General features: G+C 69.3%; 18 protein-coding genes. 9 read left to right on the forward strand and 9 right to left on the reverse strand.

Going from position 1 to position 19,724, the window contains the following annotated elements; genetic code table 11:
- Positions 1-633 carry an urease accessory protein UreD gene (locus tag BN3385_RS19370; RefSeq protein WP_059019120.1) on the forward strand — a complete coding sequence of 211 codons (633 nt, stop codon included), beginning with the start codon at positions 1-3 and terminating at the stop codon, positions 631-633.
- Here BN3385_RS19370 and BN3385_RS19375 read toward each other — a convergent pair.
- From BN3385_RS19375 to BN3385_RS19395, 5 genes are all read right to left on the reverse strand, one after another.
- Entirely contained in the window at positions 624-1,985 is a 1,362-nt protein-coding gene (locus BN3385_RS19375) for a sensor histidine kinase (RefSeq protein ID WP_059022163.1), read from the reverse strand. The two genes, BN3385_RS19370 and BN3385_RS19375, sit on opposite strands and share 10 nt — an antisense overlap.
- A gap of 44 nt (positions 1,986-2,029) precedes the next feature.
- A complete protein-coding gene (locus BN3385_RS19380) occupies positions 2,030-2,392 on the reverse strand; it encodes a heme-binding protein (RefSeq protein ID WP_059019122.1) in 363 nt (120 codons plus the stop codon).
- Between the two features lie 113 nt (positions 2,393-2,505).
- On the reverse strand, positions 2,506-3,876 hold the full coding sequence (locus tag BN3385_RS19385) for an NAD(P)/FAD-dependent oxidoreductase (RefSeq protein ID WP_059019124.1): 1,371 nt from the start codon (positions 3,874-3,876) through the stop codon (positions 2,506-2,508).
- Positions 3,877-3,988: 112 nt separating this feature from the next.
- Entirely contained in the window at positions 3,989-4,906 is a 918-nt protein-coding gene (locus BN3385_RS19390) for an LLM class F420-dependent oxidoreductase (protein ID WP_059019126.1), read from the reverse strand.
- A 39-nt stretch (positions 4,907-4,945) separates the two neighbouring features.
- Entirely contained in the window at positions 4,946-5,617 is a 672-nt protein-coding gene (locus tag BN3385_RS19395; protein WP_059019127.1) for an SDR family oxidoreductase, read from the reverse strand.
- Positions 5,618-5,763: 146 nt separating this feature from the next.
- Here BN3385_RS19395 and BN3385_RS19400 point away from each other — a divergent pair, with 146 nt between their 5' ends.
- The 4 genes from BN3385_RS19400 to BN3385_RS19415 all read left to right on the forward strand — a co-directional run bounded on the left by BN3385_RS19400 (position 5,764) and on the right by BN3385_RS19415 (position 9,219).
- Complete coding sequence (locus BN3385_RS19400; protein WP_059019129.1) at positions 5,764-6,573, forward strand: ABC transporter permease; 810 nt, start codon at positions 5,764-5,766, stop codon at positions 6,571-6,573.
- Positions 6,573-7,667, forward strand: a complete 1,095-nt coding sequence (locus BN3385_RS19405) for a sulfate/molybdate ABC transporter ATP-binding protein (protein ID WP_059019131.1) — start codon at positions 6,573-6,575, stop codon at positions 7,665-7,667. The genes BN3385_RS19400 and BN3385_RS19405 overlap by 1 nt, the downstream gene beginning before the upstream one ends.
- Before the next feature lie 160 nt (positions 7,668-7,827).
- Positions 7,828-8,817, forward strand: coding sequence for an APA family fibronectin-binding glycoprotein (locus BN3385_RS19410; protein WP_059019133.1), 990 nt, complete (start codon positions 7,828-7,830; stop codon positions 8,815-8,817).
- 105 nt (positions 8,818-8,922) lie between these two features.
- Positions 8,923-9,219 carry a GlsB/YeaQ/YmgE family stress response membrane protein gene (locus BN3385_RS19415; protein WP_059019135.1) on the forward strand — a complete coding sequence of 99 codons (297 nt, stop codon included), beginning with the start codon at positions 8,923-8,925 and terminating at the stop codon, positions 9,217-9,219.
- Here BN3385_RS19415 and BN3385_RS19420 read toward each other — a convergent pair whose 3' ends face one another.
- Positions 9,220-10,221: an Acg family FMN-binding oxidoreductase gene (locus BN3385_RS19420; protein WP_059019137.1), complete on the reverse strand. Its 1,002-nt coding sequence runs from the start codon at positions 10,219-10,221 to the stop codon at positions 9,220-9,222. It abuts the gene before it with no gap.
- Between the two features lie 148 nt (positions 10,222-10,369).
- Here BN3385_RS19420 and BN3385_RS19425 point away from each other — a divergent pair, with 148 nt between their 5' ends.
- The gene (locus tag BN3385_RS19425) at positions 10,370-11,395 is read left to right on the forward strand and encodes a zinc-binding alcohol dehydrogenase family protein (protein WP_059022165.1); all 1,026 of its coding nucleotides are present in this window, start codon (positions 10,370-10,372) and stop codon (positions 11,393-11,395) included.
- On the opposite strand, the gene BN3385_RS19430 is transcribed toward BN3385_RS19425, so the two are convergent.
- Positions 11,396-11,875, reverse strand: a complete 480-nt coding sequence (locus BN3385_RS19430) for a hypothetical protein (protein ID WP_059022166.1) — start codon at positions 11,873-11,875, stop codon at positions 11,396-11,398.
- Positions 11,876-11,997: 122 nt separating this feature from the next.
- On the opposite strand from BN3385_RS19430, the gene BN3385_RS19435 reads away from it, so the two are divergent.
- The gene (locus tag BN3385_RS19435) at positions 11,998-12,579 is read left to right on the forward strand and encodes a CGNR zinc finger domain-containing protein (RefSeq protein ID WP_059019139.1); all 582 of its coding nucleotides are present in this window, start codon (positions 11,998-12,000) and stop codon (positions 12,577-12,579) included.
- Between the two features lie 3 nt (positions 12,580-12,582).
- Here BN3385_RS19435 and BN3385_RS19440 read toward each other — a convergent pair whose 3' ends face one another.
- Together BN3385_RS19440 and BN3385_RS19445 are read right to left on the reverse strand one after the other, a co-directional pair.
- Positions 12,583-13,350, reverse strand: coding sequence for a CPBP family intramembrane glutamic endopeptidase (locus BN3385_RS19440; protein WP_059019141.1), 768 nt, complete (start codon positions 13,348-13,350; stop codon positions 12,583-12,585).
- A 33-nt stretch (positions 13,351-13,383) separates the two neighbouring features.
- Positions 13,384-15,813 carry a phosphoketolase family protein gene (locus tag BN3385_RS19445; protein ID WP_059019143.1) on the reverse strand — a complete coding sequence of 810 codons (2,430 nt, stop codon included), beginning with the start codon at positions 15,811-15,813 and terminating at the stop codon, positions 13,384-13,386.
- 118 nt (positions 15,814-15,931) lie between these two features.
- On the opposite strand from BN3385_RS19445, the gene BN3385_RS19450 reads away from it, so the two are divergent.
- Together BN3385_RS19450 and BN3385_RS19455 are read left to right on the forward strand one after the other, a co-directional pair.
- Positions 15,932-18,283 (forward strand): CaiB/BaiF CoA transferase family protein, encoded by a 2,352-nt coding sequence (locus tag BN3385_RS19450; RefSeq protein WP_059019144.1) that lies wholly within the window; start codon positions 15,932-15,934, stop codon positions 18,281-18,283.
- Complete coding sequence (locus tag BN3385_RS19455) at positions 18,280-19,716, forward strand: aldehyde dehydrogenase (RefSeq protein ID WP_059019146.1); 1,437 nt, start codon at positions 18,280-18,282, stop codon at positions 19,714-19,716. Before BN3385_RS19450 ends, BN3385_RS19455 begins: the two co-directional genes overlap by 4 nt.
- Positions 19,717-19,724 lie beyond the last annotated feature (8 nt).

Raw genomic sequence — 19,724 nt, forward strand, 5'->3', positions numbered from 1 at the left:
GTGCATTCCGACGTCGTGGTGGTGGCCGAACCCGGCCGATTACCGCGCATCGAGTGCCGCGGGGGAGTCGCGGCACGCTATACCGAAACCGACACCGTGCACTTCGTGTCGGCGGCGGCCACCCCGCTGGGCGGTGACACCATCGCCGTGCGGTTGATCGTGGAACCCGGTGCGAGGCTGCGGGTGCGCAGTGCCGCGGCCACCGTCGTGCTGCCCGGCGCGGACTCCCGCGAGTCGCGGGCCTGCTGGCAGATCGAGGTCGGCGGGGAACTCGACCTCGACCCGGAGCCAACCGTGGTGGCCGCCGACTCCCGGCACCTGAGCCAGGTCCGCGTCCAGCTGGCCGACACGGCCCGGCTGCGTATCCGCGAGCGGGTCCAGATCGGCAGAACCGATGAACGGGAAGGGTTCTGGAGCGGGGCGATGTGGGCCGACCGGTCCGGGACCCCGCTGCTGCGGCACCGCGTCGAGCTCGGGACCGGGTCGGTGGCCGACGATGCGCTGGGCGTGCCGCTGGCATGTGTCAGCGAGCTGCGCTTCCCCGAACCCGCCGAGGACGCGGCGGGCACCACCTTGGAGCTGGCCGGCGGCGGCAGCCTGTCCACCTGGCAGGGTGCGCGCCTCTATTCGTGACGGCCGGCCAGCGTCAGCACCAGGCGGGCGCCACCCAGCGGGCTGCTATCCAAATGTGCTGTGCCACCATGCAATTCGGCCTGCTGCGCCACCAGGGCCAACCCCAGGCCGGAACCGGACCGCGACGCCGTCGAGCCGCGGGAGAACCGTTCGAACACCGCCGCCCGCTCCGACTCGGGCACCCCGCTGCCGTTGTCATCGACGGCGATCTGCACGCCGTCTGCCGAACTCTCCAGCGACAGCCGCACCTCGGTGGCCCCGCCGTGCTTGACCGCGTTGGCGATCGCGTTGTCGATGACCAGCCGCAGGCCCACCGGCAGACCCACCATCAGCACCGCCGGTGAGGGCACCAGCGAGACTTTCAGATCCTGATAGATCCGCTCGGCATCGTGCGCGGCCCGGTCCAGCAGGTCGGTGACGTCGAACGGCACAAAGTCGTCGGCAGTGGTCAGCTCACCCTGGGCCAGGCGCTCCAGGGCCGTCAGGGTGGCCTCGATGCGGCTCTGGGTGCGGATCACGTCGCCGATCACCTCGGTGCGCTGCTCGGGGCCGAGATCCAGCGTGGAGAGCACCTCGAGGTTGGTGCGCATCGCGGTAAGCGGGGTGCGCAATTCGTGGGAGGCCACCGCGGCGAAGTCCCTGGCGGACTCCAGCGCGGCCTTGGTGCGGTCCTGCTCGTCGCCGATACGGGCCAGCATGCCCTCGACGGCCTCTGCGATCTCGACGGCCTCCCGGACACCGCGCACCTGCACTTCATCCGGGTTGGACTGCGCGTTGATGGCCCGGGCCTGCTGGGCCAGCAGCCGGAACGGGTTGATCATGATCAGCGAGATCAGCCAACCCACGACGATGGTGCCGACGATCACCCCGGCGCAGATCAGCAGCACCCGCAGGTGCAGCTCGTCGATCCGGTGTTTGGTCTCGGTCAGCGGGGCGCCCAGCGCGATCGTCGCCCCGGCCACCGAAAACGTCCGCACCCGGTACTCGACGCCGCCGATGGTGGTGTTCGCGTAGCCGTTGGGCAGCTCGGGCAGTTCCACGTTGGGGGGCACCGACATCGCGAGCCCACCGACGCGCACGGTGCGCACCAGGTTGCCGTCCGGGGTGGGTGCGCCCTCGCCGGGCGGGCGCGTGCTCAGCAGGGTGCTGAAGTCACCGAGGCTGCTCACCGAGTCCAGCCGGCGGTCGAGCTGGCTGTACTGGTCGTGGGTGACGCCGATCCACACCCAGGTGCCCAGCGTGAGCACCAGGATCACCACCGACAGCGCCGCGACGATGACGATGCTGCGCAGCGAAAGAACCCGGGTCGGCAGCCGTTGCAGAACCCGGTAGACGAGTTCGTCGGGCTTCATGACCACGCCGACCACCTTAGAGTGCGCCGGCTTTCACGCTCGGGTCAGACCACCCCGGGGGCCAGCGGCCGCTGCCCGATCCCGCACCGGTTGCGGAAATCGGTCGACGGCTGACGGATGTTGTCCAGGTCGGTGCGGACCTGCGGGTTGGCATCCAGGTAGGCCTGCGTCTTGGCGCCGATCTCCTTCTTCGGCAGGCCCTGCAGGCTGCTGAAGAAGTCGTTCACGTCCGGATGCGTGAACAGGTAGGTCGACATGGCCGCCGACACACCGGCCATGATTCCGGTCATGTCGGCGGTGGTGCAGTTCGGCGGCTGATCCGCTGCGGCGGGGCCGGCAGCAGTCAGCAGCACCGCAGCAGCGCCCAGCGCTGCAGCGGCCGCGCGGCGCACAGACCTTGATGACATGGAGCCCCCTCGGTGTGGTGTGTCCTGGCGATCATCGTAGGCCAGCGCACCTGCTGGAACGGTCGAATCACCCGCGGGCGCGGGGATACCCAGCGAACGCACAGACCTCGTCGTCAGGACGCGGCTTTCTCGTCCTCTACGGCGGCGGCGATCTCCTCGAGTTGCTCGATCCGCGTTCGCGCGTAGGCCTGCTGCTCGGTGATCGTCAACTGGCCGCGGTGGCTGCCGATGAACGTGCTGATCCACGACAGCGATGTGGTCAGTCGCGCCTTGAACCCGACCAGGTAGATCAGGTGCAGGAACAGCCAGGCCAGCCAGGCGAAGAAGCCGGCGAACTCGATCTTGCCGATCTTGGCCACCGCCGAGTATCGCGACACCGTGGCCATCGAGCCCTTGTCGAAGTACTCGAACGGCTCGCGGGCGGCCGGGTCGGCGCCCTTGAGCTCGGCCTTGATGAGCTTGGCAGCATAGGCGGCGCCCTGGATGGCGCCCTGCGCCATTCCGGGGACACCGTCGACGAAGGCCATGTCGCCAATCACGAAGACGTTCGGGTGACCGGGGACGGTCAGGTCGGGCAGCACCTTGACCCGGCCGGCGCGGTCGACCTCGGCGCCGGATTGGTTGGCGATGATCTTGCCCAGCGGGCTGGCCGACACACCGGCCGACCACACCTTCGTCGCGCATTCGATGCGGTCGATGGTGCCGTCACCACGCTTGACGCTGATGCCGTTGCGGTCGACGTCGGTGACCATCGCGCCGAGCTGAATCTCGACACCCAGCTTCTCCAGCCGGGCGGCGGCCTTCTGGCCCAGCTTCTCGCCCATCGGCGGCAGCACCGCCGGTGCGGCGTCGAGCAGGATCACCCGCGCCTTGGTGGAATCGATGTGCCGGAAGGCGCCCTTGAGGGTGTGGTCGGCGAGCTCGGCGATCTGGCCGGCCATCTCCACACCGGTGGGCCCCGCGCCGACCACCACGAAGGTGAGCAGCTTGTCGCGGCGCACGGGGTCGCTGGAGCGCTCGGCCTGCTCGAAGGCGCCGAGGATGCGGCCGCGCAGCTCAAGGGCGTCGTCGATGCTCTTCATGCCGGGCGCCCACTCCGCGAAGTGGTCGTTGCCGAAGTAGGACTGACCGGCGCCGGCGGCCACGATCAGGGTGTCGAAGGGCGTCCGGTAGGTGTGGCCCAGCAGGATCGAATCGACCGTCTTGTTGTCGAGGTCGATGTTGGTGACCTCGCCGAGCAGCACCTGGCAGTTCTTCTGGTCCTTCAAGACCACGCGGGTCGGCGGGGCGATCTCGCCCTCGGAGATGATGCCGGTGGCCACCTGGTACAGCAGCGGCTGGAACAGGTGGTGGGTGGTCTTGGCGATCATCTTGATGTCGACGTCGGCGCGCTTGAGCTTCTTGGCGGCGTTGAGCCCGCCGAAGCCGGATCCGATGATGACGACCTTGTGCTTATCCGATGGAGTGGCACCGGGATGGGTCATTCTCTACTCCTCATTGACATGCACAGGACACCTTCTACGGTAGTCGCCCCGGCGTCAGACTTCGCGTCGGTCCCCCCACGGCCCAGGTGATATCAGCCACCCGGGCCTCGGGTCAGCTCCCGACCACCGGCCGCAACGCCTCGCCGACCTTGGTGATCGCACCGGGCACGTAGCCGGGCATGTTGATGATCACGCCGTCGATACCGGCGTCGATCACGTTGGTCTTGATCTGCTCGGCGACGTGGTCGGGGGTGCCGACCACCATCCGGCCTGCCATCTCCTTGGGGATCAGGTCCTGGCTCAGGTTGTCGCCGGCGACCACGCTGACGAGCACGCTGGTCTCCAGGGTGGCCGGGTCGCGATCGACCTCCTCGCACCGCTGGGCCAGTACCGACACCTTGCCGGGCAGCTCCGGGAAGCCCGCGATGATGTTGAGGTGGTCGAAGTGGCGGGCGGCCAGGCCGAACGTCTTCTTCTCGCCGCTGCCGCCGATCATCAGCGGGATGTGGTCGCGGAAGCGGGGATTGGCCAGCGCCTCCTGGGTGCGGTAGTAGGTGCCGTCCACCGTCGGGCGCTTGCCCTCGATCATCGGCACGATGATCGACAGCGCCTCCTCGAGCTTCTTGAAGCGATCGGTGAAGGTGCCGAACTCGTAGCCGAGCTGATCGTGTTCGAGCTCGAACCAGCCGGTCCCGATGCCCAGGATGGCCCGGCCCTGGCTCATCACGTCCAGCGTGGTGATGGCTTTGGCCAGCAGGGTGGGGTTGCGGTAGGTGTTGCCGGTGACCAGGGTGCCCAGCTGGACCCGCTCGGTGGCGGTGGCCAGACCGCCGAGCGCGGTGTAGGCCTCCAGCATCGGCTGGTCGGGGGAGCCGAGCATGGGCAGCTGATAGAAGTGGTCCATCACGAAGACGGAATCGAACCCGGCGGCCTCAGCCTCCTGGGCCTGGGCGATCACGGTGGGGAACAGCTCGGCCACACCGGTGCCGTACGAGAAGTTCGGGATCTGGAAACCAAGTCGGATCGTCACCCAGCCGACAGTAATCGTCGCCGGCGAACGAGAGGTGAATCAGCCGAAGTTGGCCAGGGCCCCGCGACCGACGTGCAACGTCTGACCGGTGATGTGCCGGGCCGACGGGCTGGTCAAAAACAGTGCGAGACGGGCGATTTCGGACGCCACCGACGGCGGAGTGCTGCTGAGCCCGTCGTAGGACGGCTCGGCGCCCAGCCCGCACGCCACGGTGTTGATGGTGATCCCGCGGGTGCCGAAGTAGTCGGCCTGCCCGGCGGTCCAGTTCGACAGCGCGCCCTTGACCGCGGCCTCGGCGCTGCCATCGCGGGGGTGCTCGGGCACGACGGTGACGATGGCGCCGCCGGACCGCAGGTGATCGCCGATGTTCTGGATGAGCAGCACGGCCGACAGGACGGTGGCGTCCAGCGCCGACCGCCACGCGTTGGCCGTGTCGGCCATCGTGTAGGTCCGGGGATCGCCGCCGACCCAGCGCGGGGCAGGCACATGGACGATGGTGTCGAGGTGGTGCGGGAACTGGGTGCGGGCTTCGGCCAGTGCGGCCGGATCAGCGGTATCGCAGACGATCGCGTCGACCTCGAGTTCCTTGGCCGTGACCTCCAGGTCCTCGCGGCGCGCGCCGCTGATGACGACCTTGTGGCCGGCGTCGCGGAAACCTTCCGCCACGATGCGACCCAGTTCGGTATCACCGCCGGTGACCAGCACGTCCATCGCCGTTGACCTCCTCGTGCTCGACGCTGAACCCGGCATGTCGACGCCGGTTCGCTGATGAATGTTACTGGACAGTAGCTAGAAGGTGCTAATACGCCGCGACACGATCAGGACACGAGCCGATGCAGCGACCTAGGGTGTGACGGATGAGGCGGATCGGGGTGCCTGCGCTGCCGCGCTGGGTGTACCTCCCGGCCGCCCTGGGCGGCGCCTTCGTGGTGCTGCCGCTGGTCGCGATGGCCCTGAAGGTCGACTGGTCGCGATTCTGGCCGCTGATCACCAGTCCCTCCTCGCGGGATGCGCTGCTACTCAGCCTGCGCACCGCGGCCGCCAGCACCGTGCTGTGTCTGCTGCTCGGGGTGCCGATGGCGATGGTGCTGGCCCGCAGCAGCGGCCGGTTCATCCGTGCCGTGCGACCGCTCATCCTGCTTCCCCTGGTGCTGCCACCCGTCGTCGGCGGTATCGCCCTGCTCTACGCCTTCGGCCGCCTCGGCCTGCTCGGGTCGTACCTCGAGGCCGCCGGGATCCGGATCGCCTTCACCACTACGGCGGTCGTGCTGGCCCAGACGTTCGTCTCGCTGCCGTTCCTGGTGATCGCTTTGGAGGGTGCGGCACGAACTGCCGGTGCCGACTACGACGTGGTGGCCGCGACGCTGGGGGCGCGCCCGGGCACCGTGTGGTGGCGGGTGACACTGCCGCTGCTGGCGCCGGGCCTGGTTTCCGGTGCGGTGCTGGCCTTCGCCCGGTCGTTGGGGGAGTTCGGCGCCACACTGACGTTCGCAGGCTCGCGGCAGGGCGTCACCCGCACGCTGCCGCTGGAGATCTATCTGCAGCGCGAAAGCGATCCGGACGCAGCGGTGGCACTGTCGATCCTGCTCGTCGCGGTGGCGGCCGTCGTGGTCCTCGGCCTCGGTGCGCGGCGCCTGGCCGGCTGGAACGCGCAGGTGGGCAGCTGATGGCCGGGCTGCGTTTCGCCGCGACCGTCCGCGACCGCGATGTCACCGTCGAGTTCTCGGTCGAACCCGGCGAGGTACTGGCCGTCCTGGGTCCCAACGGGGCGGGCAAGTCGACGACCCTGCACGTTCTCGCCGGTCTGCTTGTGCCCGACTCCGGTGTCGTCACCGTCGGCGATCGGGTGCTGACCGACACCTCGGCCGGAGTCCAGGTGGCCACCCACGACCGCCGGGTGGGCCTGCTGTTGCAGGATCCGCTGCTGTTTCCGCACCTGAGCGTGCGGGCCAACGTCGAGTTCGCGCCGCGGGCACGGGGGTTGGGCCGGGGGACAGCCCGGCAATGGGCCGAGTACTGGCTGACCGAGGTGGGGCTGGCTGAGCTGGCTGACCGCACACCGGCGCAGCTGTCCGGTGGGCAGGCCCAGCGGGTGGCGATCGCGCGTGCCCTGGCCGCTGAGCCGGAGGTGCTGCTGCTCGACGAGCCGCTGGCGGGGCTCGACGTGTCGGTGGCGGCGTCGGTGCGTGCGGTGCTGCGCCAGGTGGCCTCGGCAGGCGGGCGGGCCATCGTGCTGATCACGCATGACCTTCTCGATGTGCTGACACTGGCTGATCGGGTGCTGGTGCTGGAAGACGGTTCGGTGGCCGAGATCGGTTCGGTGGCCGACGTGCTGGCCGCCCCACGCAGCCGGTTCGGGGCGCGGATCGCCGGCGTCAACGTGGTGCGCGGGCTACTGACCGGCGCCGACACCGTGCGTGATGCCGACGGCGTCGGCTGGCACGGCACGCCCGCCGAGCCGCTCACGCCGGGAAGCCGGGCGGTCGCGGTGTTCACCCCCGCGGCGGTGGCGGTGTACCGCGATCAACCGCACGGCAGCCCCCGCAACTGTGTCGCGGTGACCGTGGCGGAGCTGGACGTCACCGGGGCCACCGTCCGCGTGCGCGGCACCCCTCAACGGGACGGCGCACCGGGCCTGGCGGCCGACATCACCGCCGACGCCGCCGCGGACCTCCGGCTCAGCCCGGGGCAGCCGGTCTGGTTCACCGTCAAGGCGCAGGAGGTCGCAGTGCACGGCGCGGCCCGGGAAGCTGTGGACTGACTGGGAGCCGCTGCCCGGGGCGCGGTCGGCCCGGACCGGTGGTACCGGGCGCTGAGCTGGGAATTCGGCGAAATTTGTGGGTTGGTCACAGCGCGTCGGCACACCACATCGTGAGCAGGCCACACTTGCGTCACGGCTGTAACACGGTAGGTTCAACGCCATGAGTGAGCCGGACCCGACATCACGTCGCACAGGACTGTGGTCGGCGCTGGCGGTCACTGCAGTGACCGCGGCCAGCGCTGTCACGATCGTCCTTCCGTCGACTTCGGCGACCGCCGATCCCGCGACGCCCACGCCGTCCACGACGGCCGCCATACCTGCGCCTGTCGCGCCGCCGGCCTCCGAGGTCCCGCCGCCTCCGGCCGATCCGAACGCTCCGCCTGCCGATCCGAACGCCCCGCCGCCGGCCCCGCTGGACCCCAACGCGCCGCCGCCGCCGCCAGCCGATCCCAACGCTCCGCCAGCCGATCCGAACGCGGCTCCGGCGCCGCCGCCGGAGCCCGGCCGGATCAACAATGCCAGCGGCGGCTTCAGCTACCTGCTGCCCGCTGGCTGGGTGGTGTCGGACGCCTCCCGGCTGAACTACGGTCAGGCGCTGCTCAGCAAGGAGACCGGTCCGGCCCAGAACGGCCAGCCCGCGCCGACCGCCAATGACACCAGCATCCTGCTGGGCCGGCTGGACCTGAAGCTGTTCGCCGGCGCCGAGCAGGACAACAGCAAGGCCGCTGTCCGGCTGGCCTCCGATATGGGCGAGTTCTTCATGCCGTTCCCCGGTGTGCGGGTGAACCAGCAGACCGGTGCGCTGCAGGCCGGTGACCTGCCCGGCTACTTCTCGTCGTACGAGGTGAAGTTCACCGACACCTCCAAGCCCAACGGCCAGATCTGGGCCGGTGTGGTCGGCACCGCCGTACCCAACGCCCCGCGCAACGAGCGCAACCAGCGCTGGTTCGTCGTCTGGCTGGGCACCGCCAAGGATCCGATCGATCCTGCGGCCGCCAAGGCACTGGCGCAGTCGATCAAGCCGTACACCCCGCCGCCTCCGCCGGAGCCGGACCCGAACGCCCCGGCTCCCACGCCGACGCCCGGTAACCGTGTCGGGGTGCCGATTCCGGTCGAAACCCCGGTTCCGGAGATGATGCCGGCCGGCTGAACCGGCTTCGTGGCCGTTTCGACGAGCAATTCGTTACCCGCCAGCGGTATACCAGTGGGATAGCGCGCGGCAGCCACGCCGTTCGCCGACGACAGGGAGACCCTCATGGACGTGATGGCGGCGACTGAATTCCTCGCCCGGTCAACCACGCTGACCAGCGTGGGCTGGATCGGCTACATCATCATCGGCGCGCTCGCCGGCTGGATCGCGGGCAAGCTGGTCAAGGGCAGCGGCTCGGGCATCCTGATGAACATCGTCATCGGTATCGTCGGTGCCCTCATCGGCGGCTTCCTGCTCAGCTTCTTCCTGGACACCGCCGCGGGCGGCTGGTGGTTCACGCTGTTCACCGCGGTGCTCGGCTCTGTGATCCTGCTGTGGATCCTCGGCAAAGTCCGTAAGTAGCTAGTTGGCTGTCTGCAGCGACGACCCGTCGAGGTAGGCCGCCACGTCGGTGAGCGGCCGGCGCGGGGTCGCGGGCAGCGGGTCGGCGTTGAGCGCTGCCCACCCGATACGCAGCAGCATCTGCGGGAAACCGTCGCCATCGAGCAGCCGGGTGCGCACCTGCTCGCGGGTGCGGTCGATCTCCAGCGGCTCGGTCAGCGGGCAGCTGGCGAGCCCCAGTGCTGTCGCGGTGAGCAGGACGGCGCCGGTCGCCTCGCCGGCCCGCAGCAGTGCCTCCGGGTCGTCGGTGGCGGTGGCCAGGACCAGCACCACACCGGCGTCGTCGCGCGGTTCGATGCCACCGGGCTGCTCCAGCGCCGGGTTGGCGAACACCCGTGACGGAAACGTGCCCTGCTTCTCGGAGGCCGGCGTGTTGCGGGCGGGCACCCCGGCGACCGTGCCGTGCCGTCCGCTCCACATCGACAGTTCGGCGAGGTACTCGGGATCGCTGATGTGTTGGCGCACAGCCTGTGCCACCACCGCCGCCAGCTCGCTCTCGTCCTCGACCCGGCGTAGTGAGATGCCCGCGCGTGCGGCCCGTGCCGCCATCAACGCGATGTCGCCGCTGGGCACCGGCCATGACGAGAACCACCGGCGGTCGGTGCGCCGCCGCGGGATGGCGGCCGCCAGGGCGATGTCTTGATCGTTGGCCGCACCGCCGAGGATTTCGATGCTGGCCAGGTGGTCAGCGTCGGCCGGATTCGGGAAGCGGTGCACTTCGGTGGCCCAGCCCAGTGCTGAGAGCGCGACGGTGAAGTGTTGCAGCGCAACACCGCAGCTGAGCATGAGGTCGCGTCGGGCCGGGTCGATGTGGGGCAGGTGCCGGGCCGGATCGGCGTACAGGTGCACGCTCTCGTCGCCGATCCGCCAGCGCCAGGGCTGGGAGTTGTGCACCGAAGGCGCCCGGACCGCCAGAGCCAGGGCGGCCTCCAGAGTCGCTTTGTCGGGCAGTTCCTTCTGCATGCTGACTCCTCCTCGCTCGATGGCCGTGCTTCACCGTCGCACCGAAAACCCTGACGGCACAGGCATCGAAAGGCCCCGATCACGGGCCATTGGTCCCTTGATCCCGGCACCCCTGTCGCCGGCGGCGCGCGCGTTGCACGATGGAGTGATGCCGACCCAACCGACCACCATGCGGGCGTGGCGGGTGCGCAGGCCCGGGCCGATGCGCACCGGCCCCCTCGACCTCGATACCGCAGCGGCCGTGCCCGAGCCGGGGCCCGACGAACTACTGGTCGCGGTGCTGGCGTGCGGCGTCTGCCGGACCGACCTGCATGTCAGTGAGGGTGATCTGGCCGTCCACCGGCCCGGCGTGACGCCGGGGCACGAGGTGGTCGGCGAGGTGGTGGCCGTCGGTCCCGACGCCGGTGCCGGGTTCGCGGTCGGGGACCGGGTGGGGATCGCCTGGCTGCGGCATACCTGCGGGGTGTGCGCCTACTGCGTGCGGGGCGATGAGAACCTGTGCCCCGACTCCCGGTATACCGGGTGGGACGCTGACGGCGGTTACGCCGACTTTGCTACTTTGCCAGCCGCTTTCGCCCACCATCTGCCGCAGGGTTACACCGACAGCGAACTGGCGCCGCTGCTGTGCGCGGGCATCATCGGCTATCGCTCGCTGCTGCGGGCCGAACTGCCTGCCGGTGGACGGCTGGGGCTCTACGGGTTCGGCGGCAGCGCCCACATCACCGCCCAGGTGGCGTTGGCTCAGGGGGCGCAGGTGCACGTGATGACCCGGGGTGCCCAGGCCCGTGAGTTGGCGCTGGGTCTCGGCGCCGCTTCGGCGCAGGAGGTGACCGATCCGCCGCCGGTCGCACTCGACGCCGCCATCCTGTTCGCTCCCGTCGGCGACCTGGTGCTCCCGGCGCTGGAAGCGCTCGACCGGGGTGGCACTCTGGCGATCGCCGGGATCCACCTGAGCGACATCCCGACGCTGAACTATCAGCGACATCTGTTCCAGGAGCGCCAGATTCGTTCGGTGACGTCGAACACCCGCCAGGACGCCCGAGAATTCCTGGCGTTCGCCGAGCGGCACCGCATCGAGGTGACGAGTCCGGAATACCCGCTGGCGCAAGCTGATCGGGCGCTGACCGATCTTGCCGAGGGCCGAATCGCCGGCGCCGCGGTCCTGCTGCCCTGACTACAGGGCGGCCAGAACTCCGCGCAGTTCGGCTGCCAGGCTGCCACTGCCGTTGCGGTACAGCGGGCCGCGGCCGTCGGACAGCAGAATCCGCAGCCGCGCCATCCCGCGGGCCCGCACCGGACGAGGAGAGTGCAGCAGCAGGGTGATGTCGTCGATCACCGACTCACACGTGGCCACCCGCTCCGGATGTACCGGGATACGCAGCGGCACGCCGGGACGCCCGTGCTCGGGTTCGTGCAGGACGCTGCGCAGCGAGCGGGCCAGACCTTCGCGTTCCCCGGTGGAGGTGATGGTGGCCATGTGCAGTGCGAGCGCGCTGCCGGGTTCGGGGAGTAGCCCCGCCTCCACGTCGCGGTCGAGCCGGCCGGCCAGGAACCGCGCGTAGAGCCGTGCGGTGAGAGGTGCCCCGCTGATGGCCGGCGGCACGTCGGGCGCGCCGGATACGTCGAGGTCTTGGTGGAAATTCTTCTGCCCCATGGGCTGTTCCTTGCTGTTGGACGCCGTTGTCCCCATTCGGGTGTGACTGGTGAAAACGCTACACCGGTCACTCATGACCAGTCAAGTTGATTTGATGGTCACGTCTCTCTATGCTTTCTCTCATGCCTCAGGCTCCCTGGCTCGGCGATGCCGAGGCCAAACCTGCGCCCGAACCGCTTACCCGGATTCAGGCGTTGGTCAACACCCTTGATCTGGAATCGGGTGCCGACCGGTTGGCCCAGGCGGATGACGCTGAGCCCTGGTTGCGTGCCCACGGGCTGCTCACCGACGGCGGTGTCGCGACCAGCGCAGACCTGCACGCCATTCGCGAAATGCGGGAGGCGTTGCGGGCGATGCTGGTGCACAACGCCGGCGGCCCCGCCCCGAGCGCCACCGAGTTGCTCCCCCTGAGACACGTTGCCGAGTCTGCCACTGCCCGGGTCCGTCTGGACGCAGACGGGGCCGTTGCGGTGGGTGCTGACGAGGATTCGGTGCAGGGCCGCCTGTTGGGGCTCCTGCTGGTGGTGGCCCAGGCGCAGCGCGACGGCACGTGGAGTCACCTGAAGGCGTGTGGCAACGAGGAGTGCCGGTGGGCGTTCTACGACCGCTCCCGCAACCACGGCGGCACCTGGTGCGATATGGCGACGTGCGGCAACAAGCTCAAGAATCGCGAATTCCGCGCCCGGCGCAGCCGGACCCCCTGAGGCTTACGTCGACAGGTGCCACACCAGCGCGGCCGCCAGCGCGCCCATGCCGTTGAGAGCCCAGTGCAGTGCGATCGGGGCGATCAGGCTGCCGCTACGGCGGCGTAGCCAGGTGAAGACGAAACCGGCTGCGGCGGTTGCCACCACGGCCATCGCGACACCGGCGACCATGCCGAACACGCCGCCGCCGAGAATGCGGGTGAATCCGACGTTGCTGCTCGTCAGCCCCAGCGACGTGGCGATGTGCCACAGGCCGAACAACAGCGAACCGGCCGCCGCGACACCGCGGAACCCCCACGCCCGGTCGAGTGCTCCGTGCAGCACGCCGCGGAAGGCGAGTTCTTCGGGGATGACGGTTTGCAACGGGATGATGATCATCGAGGCCACCAGGGCGCCCGACAACGTCGCATAGTGGTTGTTCAAGAACATCGGCCGAGTCCACGGCAGCAGGGCGCCGATCGCGATCACCGTCAGGACCAGCAGCACCGCGCCGAGCGCGTAGAGGGCACCGGACTTCCAGTGCTCGCGGCCCAGTCCCAGTTCGGCCCAGCCGAGCCCGCGGGAGCGCACCAGGAACACCAGTCCGATCGCCGCGGCGGGCACCACCGCGACATTGGCCCACGGGGTGGTGAAGTGGGCGATCAGGTTGGTCAGCGCCAGCACCACCACCACGATGCCGACGTCGACGTAGACGCGGGCATGATGCAGCGCCGCGAGCTGGGACAGCGCGGGATGCGGATGCTGCGCGACCACCGCGCTCGACTCAGACATGTGCTGCCTATTGTACGCGCGCGTAAGAGGGCGTTATTCGTTATCGCCGCCGGTCGCGGCGGTGGCGTCCACCACAGTGGCGGCGCCCACGTCGCGGGCGCCGGGCCACACCCAGTCGCGCACCTCCGGGATGTCATCGCCGTGCTCGCGGGTGTACTCCCGGGCGGCCAGCCGCTTGTCGACCATCTGCTGACGCAGGGTGGCGTACCGGGAGCCCAGGCCGGGCACGCGGTCCAGGACGTCGATGACCAGGTGGTAGCGGTCGAGGTCGTTGAGCATCACCATGTCGAACGGCGTGGTGGTGGTGCCTTCCTCCTTGTAGCCGCGGACGTGGATGCGGCTGTCGTTGCTGCGCCGGTAGGTCAGCCGGTGGATCAGCCACGGGTAGCCGTGATAGGCGAAGATCACCGGCTTGTCGGCGGTGAAGATCATGTCGAACTCACGGTTGGACAGTCCGTGGGGATGTTCGGTCTCGTCCTGTAACCGCATCAGGTCGACGACGTTGACGAACCGGACCTTCAGCTCCGGCAGGTGCTGGCGGAGCAGGTCGACGGCGGCCAGTGCCTCGAGAGTGGGCACGTCGCCGGCGGCGGCGATCACCACGTCGGGGTCGGTACCCAGGTCCTCGTTACCGGCCCACTCCCAGATGCCCAGGCCACGGGTGCAGTGCGCGATCGCCTGCTCCATCGTCAGGAAGTTGGGGTGCGGTTGTTTGCCGGCGACCACCACGTTGACGTACTGCCGGGAGCGCAGGCAGTGGTCATAGGTGGACAGCAGGGTGTTGGCGTCCGGCGGCAGGTAGACCCGGACCACCTTGGCGCTCTTGTTCACGACGTGGTCGATGAAACCCGGGTCCTGATGGGAGAAGCCGTTGTGGTCCTGGCGCCAGACATGGCTGGACAGCAGGTAGTTCAGGCTGGCGATCGGCCGCCGCCACGCGATGTGGTCGGTGACCTTCAGCCACTTGGCGTGCTGGTTGAACATCGAGTCGATGATGTGGATGAACGCCTCGTAGCAGTTGAACAGCCCGTGCCGCCCGGTCAGCAGATACCCCTCGAGCCAGCCCTGGCACTGATGCTCGGAGAGCATCTCGACCACCCGGCCGCTGCGCGCGAGATGTTCGTCGACCTCCGCGGAGACGAACTCGGCGTTCCACTGCTTGTCGGTGACGTCGAAGACCGCCTGCAGCCGGTTCGACGCCGTCTCGTCGGGCCCGAAGATGCGGAAGTTCTCCGGGTTCAGCCGGATGACCTCGGTCAGCCACTGGCCGAGCACCCGGGTGGCTTCGGCGATCGTCGCGCCGGGGGCGGCGACATCGACGGCGAAGTCCCGGAAGTCGGGCAGCCGCAGATCCTTGAGCAGCAGACCGCCGTTGGCGTGCGGGTTGTCGCTGATGCGCAGGGAACCCGCCGGGGCCAGCGCGCTGATCGTGGGATCCACGACGCCGTCGTCGCCGAAGAGTTCCTCGGGCCGGTAGGAGGCCAGCCAGTCGGCGAGCACCTGCAGATGTTCGGGGGTGTCCCTGGCGTTGGCCAACGGCACCTGATGGGCGCGCCACGACCCGGTGGTCTTCTTGCCGTCGATGTAGGCCGGGCCGGTCCAGCCCTTGGGCGTGCGGAAGACGATCATCGGCCAGGCCGGGCGCTGGTCGCCGGGGGAGGCCTTGATGGCGGCGATCTCGTCGAGCACCTCGTCGAGCAGCGCCGCGAACCGGCGGTGCGCGCCGGCATGGTCGGCGGCATCGGCGTCGGTGACCTCGAAGAAGTAGGGCTGGTGGCCGTAGCCGACCATCAGGCTGCGCAGCTCGTCCTCCGGAATGCGTGCCAGCACAGTCGGATTGGCGATCTTGTAGCCGTTGAGATGCAGAACGGGCAGCACCACGCCGTCGCTGGCCGGGTTCAGGAACTTGTTGGAATGCCAGCTCGTCGCCAACGCCCCGGTTTCGGCTTCACCGTCTCCGACGACCGCCACCACCAGCAGGTCGGGGTTGTCGAAGGCCGCCCCGTAGGCGTGCGACAGCGCGTATCCGAGTTCGCCGCCCTCGTGGATCGACCCCGGTGTCTCCGGTGCGACGTGCGACGGGATGCCGCCCGGGAAGGAGAACTGGCGGAACAACCGGCGCAGACCCTCGGCGTCGCGGGTGATGTCCGGGTAGGTCTCGGTGTAGGTGCCGTCCAGATAGGCGTTGGCCACCAGTCCGGGGCCGCCGTGGCCGGGGCCGGTGACGTAGATCGTGGACTGCCTGCGCTGCGCGATCGCCCGGTTGAGGTGGGCGTAGAGGAAGTTGAGACCCGGAGTGGTGCCCCAGTGCCCCAGCAGGCGGGGCTTGACGTCGTCGCGCGACAGCGGCCTGCGCAGCAGCGGGTTGTCCAGCAGGTAGATCTGACCTACTGAGAGGTAGTTGGCCGCGCGCCACCAGCGGTCGATCTGGTCGAGTGTCGCCTGGTCGGGTTGCGCTGTCATAACCCCATTGAACCTTCGCTGATCGGTGCCGGGCATTCCGAGAACGGGTTGTTTACCCAGGCTTCGATATCGTGAACCCGTCTTGCCGTCCGAAGCACACTTTCGAGGAGAACCGGTCATGCGCGTCAGGGAGCCGTTGCTGGCTGGGGTTCGGGTGCTCGACCTGTGTGGCGGACCTGGTGACACGGTGACCCGATTGCTGGCCGACCTCGGTGCCGACGTGCTCAAGGTCGAGCCCGCCGAGGGCAGTGCCGCCCGGCATGCACTGCCCACCATCGACGGGGTCAGCATCCCGTTCGCGTTGCACAACGCCAACAAGCGCAGCACCGTGCTGAACCCCTCGAACGAGGCCGACCGGCGGCTGTTCTTCGAACTGGTCGCCGGAGCCGACATCGTCGTCGACGACGGGGACACCGGCCAGGCCGCGGCGTTCGGCACTTCGTGCGCGGCGTTGGCCGACCGATTCGAGCAATTGGTGACGATGTCGGTCACCGACTTCGGTGCCGAGGGGCTGCACAGCTCCTGGCAGGCGACCGACCCGGTGATGTATGCGATGTCGACCGCGCTGTCCCGGTCGGGGCCGGCCACCGGAACGCCGGTCCTGCCGCCCGACGGTATCGCCTCGACCACCGCGGCGGTCCAGGCCGCCTGGGCGGTGCTGGTCGCGTACTTCAACCGGTTGCGTTGCGGTGCAGGCGATTACATCGACTTTTCCCGGTTCGACGCGGTGGTGTTGGCACTGGATCCGCCGTTCGGCACCCAGGGTCAGGCCGCCACCGCCGGCAGTGCCGCGAGTCGCTGGCGCGGCAGGCCGCGCTACCAGGACGCCTACCCGATCTTCGCGTGCAGCGACGGCTACGTCCGGATCTGTGTGCTGGCGCCGCGGCAGTGGCGCGGGCTGCGGGCCTGGCTGGGGGAGCCCGAACAGTTCCAGGATCCGCGGTTCGACAGCATCGCCGCGCGCACCCAGGCATTCGGTGAACTCGGCGCCCTGATCGCGGAGTTCTTCGCCGGTCAGACGATGGAGCAACTGGTGGCCGACGGGCAGGCGCATGGGGTGCCGATCGCCGCCGTGCTGACCCCCGCCGAGGCGCTGAAATCCGAGCATCTGGCCGAGGTCGGTGCTCTGGTCGACACCGAACTGGCGCCCGGCGTGACGGCCCGCGTTCCGGTGGGCTACTGGGTGGTCGACGGCGAGCACGCCGGCTACCGCACTCCGGCGCCCGCCGTCGGCAGCAGCGATGTGGATTGGCAGACAACATCATTCGCGCCGGCGCCGACCCATCCGGTTGGGGGTAGGCCGCTGGAGGGGATCCGGGTCGTCGACCTGGGCGTCATCGTCGCGGGCGGCGAGCTGAGCCGGTTGTTCGGCGATCTGGGCGCCGAGGTGATCAAGGTCGAGAGCGCGAGCTACCCGGACGGACTGCGTCAGACCCGTGAGGGCCAGGCGATCAGCGAGGCCTTCGCCCGCGCGCATCGCAACAACCTGGCGCTCGGACTGGAACTGCGCAGTCCCGGCGGCGCCAAGATATTTGCTGATCTGGTGGCCGCTTCCGACGCGGTGTTCGCGAACTTCAAGCCGGGGACGCTGGATGCGCTGGGCTTTACCTACGAGCGGCTCACCGAGCTCAATCCCGGTCTGGTGCTGGCTGAAAGCAGCGCGTTCGGTGACACCGGGCCGTGGAGCAGGCGGATGGGCTATGGCCCGCTGGTGCGGGCGACCATCGGTGTGACTCGGTTGTGGACGTCCGCCGACGCTCCGACCGACACCGCCCGGCACCCGTTCTTCGACGCCACCACGATCTTCCCCGACCACGTCGTGGGGCGGATCAGTGCGATCGGCGCGCTGGCCGGGCTGATCCGTCGCCAGCGCCTCGGTATCGGTGCGCGCATTCACGTCTCGCAGTCCGAGGCGGCCATCAATCAGCTCGACACGCTCTATGTCGCCCAGGCCGCCGAGGTGTCCGGGGTCGGCACCGTCGTCGCGGATCAGGCTGAGCATCATGTGCTGGCCTGTGCCGGAGACGACGAATGGGCTGTGGTGTCGCTGCGCGGCGAGAATGACCGTCGGGCCGTGGCGAGTGTGGTCGGGCGCGACGGCATCGATGCGCTGACCGAGTGGGCCGCGACGCGGTCACCGGGGGAGGTGGCCGCGGCACTGCAGGCCGTCGGGGTTCCCGCCGGGCCGATGCACCGGGCCGCCGACGTGCGGGACGATCCCCAGTTGCAGCTGCGAAAGGTGTTCAGCGACATGGTGCATCCGCTCTTCGAGCATCCGCTGCCCACCGAGGCCGGGCCCGCGCCGTACCGGCACATCCCGCCGGCGTTGCAGAACCCCGCGCCGCTGCCGGGCGCCGACACCCGCCGGGTGTGCCGGGAGGTGCTCGGCATGGCTGACGAGGCGATCGACCAGTTCATCACCGACGGTGTGCTGTTCAGCGCACCGGCCCGAACAGGAGTGGGCGCATGAGTGGGACGGCACAGCTGTTCATCGACGGCCGACTGGTCCACACCGACAACGTCGAGCCCGTGATCGAGGCCGCCACCGGCGAGCCACTCGGTGACGGCGCCAGCGCCACCGAAGCGGACATCGACGCGGCGGCGGCGGCGGCCCGGGCGGCCCTGCCCGAATGGCGTTCAGCATCACCGGAGCATCGCGCGGAACTTCTCGGCGCCTTCGCCGCCGCGCTGGACAGCCGGGCCCGCACCACCGACGAACTGGTGACCCGGGAGAACGGCATGCCGATGTCGTTGTCCCGCGGCGCCAATGGCCGTTTTCCTGCTGCCCTCCTGCGCTACTACGCCCAGCTGATCACCGAGACTCCGATCGAGGAGATCCGGCCGAGCATGATCGGCCACACGATCGTGCGCCGCGAGGCCATCGGCGTGGTGGCGGCGATCGTGCCCTGGAACTACCCGCAGGCGCTGGCCGCGTTCAAGCTGGCGCCCGCGCTGGCCGCGGGATGCACGGTGGTACTCAAGGCGGCACCGGAAACGGCACTGGATGCCCTGGTGTTCGCCGAGGCCGCGCAGGAAGCCGGCCTGCCGCCGGGTGTGTTGAACATCGTGCCCGGCGGGGTGGCGGCGGGTCGGCACCTGGTGTCGCATCCGGGTGTGGACAAGGTGACGTTCACCGGGTCGACGGCAGCGGGGCGGATCATCGGTGAGGTCTGCGGGCGGCTGCTGCGCCCGGTCACCTTGGAACTCGGCGGCAAGTCGGCGGCGATCATCCTTGACGACGCCGACCTGGAGGCCACCATGAAGGGCCTGCGGGTGGCGTCCTTCGTCAACAACGGCCAGACCTGCCACCTGAGTTCGCGGATCCTGGCACCGCGGTCCCGCTACGACGAGATCCTCAGCGCGCTCGCGGAGATGGTCGGCGGGCTAAGGGTCGGTGATCCGCTGGACACCGCCACCGACATCGGTCCCGTGGTGAGCCGCAGACAGCTCGACCGAGTGCTGGACTACATCGCCGAAGGCAAGAGCAGCGACGCGAAACTCATTGCGGGCGGCGGAGTTCCGGACGATCAGCCCCGCGGCTGGTTCGTGGCCCCGACGGTCTTCGCCGATGTGCACAACTCCGATCGGATCGCGCAAGAGGAGATCTTCGGACCGGTGCTGGCCGTGATTCCCTATGACAGCGATGAGGAAGCCATCGCACTGGCCAACGACAGCGAGTTCGGTTTGGCGGGAACGGTGTGGTCCACCGACGATGAGCGCGCCACCGAGGTGGCCCGCGCGGTGCACACCGGCACCATCGGCATCAACGACTATCAACTGGACTTCCGCGCCCCGTTCGGTGGGGTGAAGGCCAGTGGAATCGGTCGCGAACTGGGTCCGGAAGGCCTCGAGGCGTTCTTCGCGCTGAAGTCGATCTACCGGGTGGGTCCAGCCGGCGCCTGACGCGTTGA

Source organism: Mycobacterium sp. M26 (assembly GCF_001494595.1).
In the GTDB taxonomy this organism is placed as follows: domain Bacteria; phylum Actinomycetota; class Actinomycetes; order Mycobacteriales; family Mycobacteriaceae; genus Mycobacterium.

Bases quoted from the DNA above. Each gene is read 5' to 3' on its own strand.
- BN3385_RS19375 (WP_059022163.1), bottom strand. From the start codon at position 1,985: ATGAAGCCCGACGAACTCGTCTACCGGGTTCTGCAACGGCTGCCGACC.
- BN3385_RS19380 (WP_059019122.1), bottom strand. From the start codon at position 2,392: ATGTCATCAAGGTCTGTGCGCCGCGCGGCCGCTGCAGCGCTGGGCGCT.
- BN3385_RS19385 (WP_059019124.1), bottom strand. From the start codon at position 3,876: ATGACCCATCCCGGTGCCACTCCATCGGATAAGCACAAGGTCGTCATC.
- BN3385_RS19395 (WP_059019127.1), bottom strand. From the start codon at position 5,617: ATGGACGTGCTGGTCACCGGCGGTGATACCGAACTGGGTCGCATCGTG.
- BN3385_RS19400 (WP_059019129.1), top strand. From the start codon at position 5,764: ATGAGGCGGATCGGGGTGCCTGCGCTGCCGCGCTGGGTGTACCTCCCG.
- BN3385_RS19405 (WP_059019131.1), top strand. From the start codon at position 6,573: ATGGCCGGGCTGCGTTTCGCCGCGACCGTCCGCGACCGCGATGTCACC.
- BN3385_RS19410 (WP_059019133.1), top strand. From the start codon at position 7,828: ATGAGTGAGCCGGACCCGACATCACGTCGCACAGGACTGTGGTCGGCG.
- BN3385_RS19415 (WP_059019135.1), top strand. From the start codon at position 8,923: ATGGACGTGATGGCGGCGACTGAATTCCTCGCCCGGTCAACCACGCTG.
- BN3385_RS19420 (WP_059019137.1), bottom strand. From the start codon at position 10,221: ATGCAGAAGGAACTGCCCGACAAAGCGACTCTGGAGGCCGCCCTGGCT.
- BN3385_RS19425 (WP_059022165.1), top strand. From the start codon at position 10,370: ATGCCGACCCAACCGACCACCATGCGGGCGTGGCGGGTGCGCAGGCCC.
- BN3385_RS19430 (WP_059022166.1), bottom strand. From the start codon at position 11,875: ATGGGGCAGAAGAATTTCCACCAAGACCTCGACGTATCCGGCGCGCCC.
- BN3385_RS19435 (WP_059019139.1), top strand. From the start codon at position 11,998: ATGCCTCAGGCTCCCTGGCTCGGCGATGCCGAGGCCAAACCTGCGCCC.
- BN3385_RS19440 (WP_059019141.1), bottom strand. From the start codon at position 13,350: ATGTCTGAGTCGAGCGCGGTGGTCGCGCAGCATCCGCATCCCGCGCTG.
- BN3385_RS19445 (WP_059019143.1), bottom strand. From the start codon at position 15,813: ATGACAGCGCAACCCGACCAGGCGACACTCGACCAGATCGACCGCTGG.
- BN3385_RS19450 (WP_059019144.1), top strand. From the start codon at position 15,932: ATGCGCGTCAGGGAGCCGTTGCTGGCTGGGGTTCGGGTGCTCGACCTG.
- BN3385_RS19455 (WP_059019146.1), top strand. From the start codon at position 18,280: ATGAGTGGGACGGCACAGCTGTTCATCGACGGCCGACTGGTCCACACC.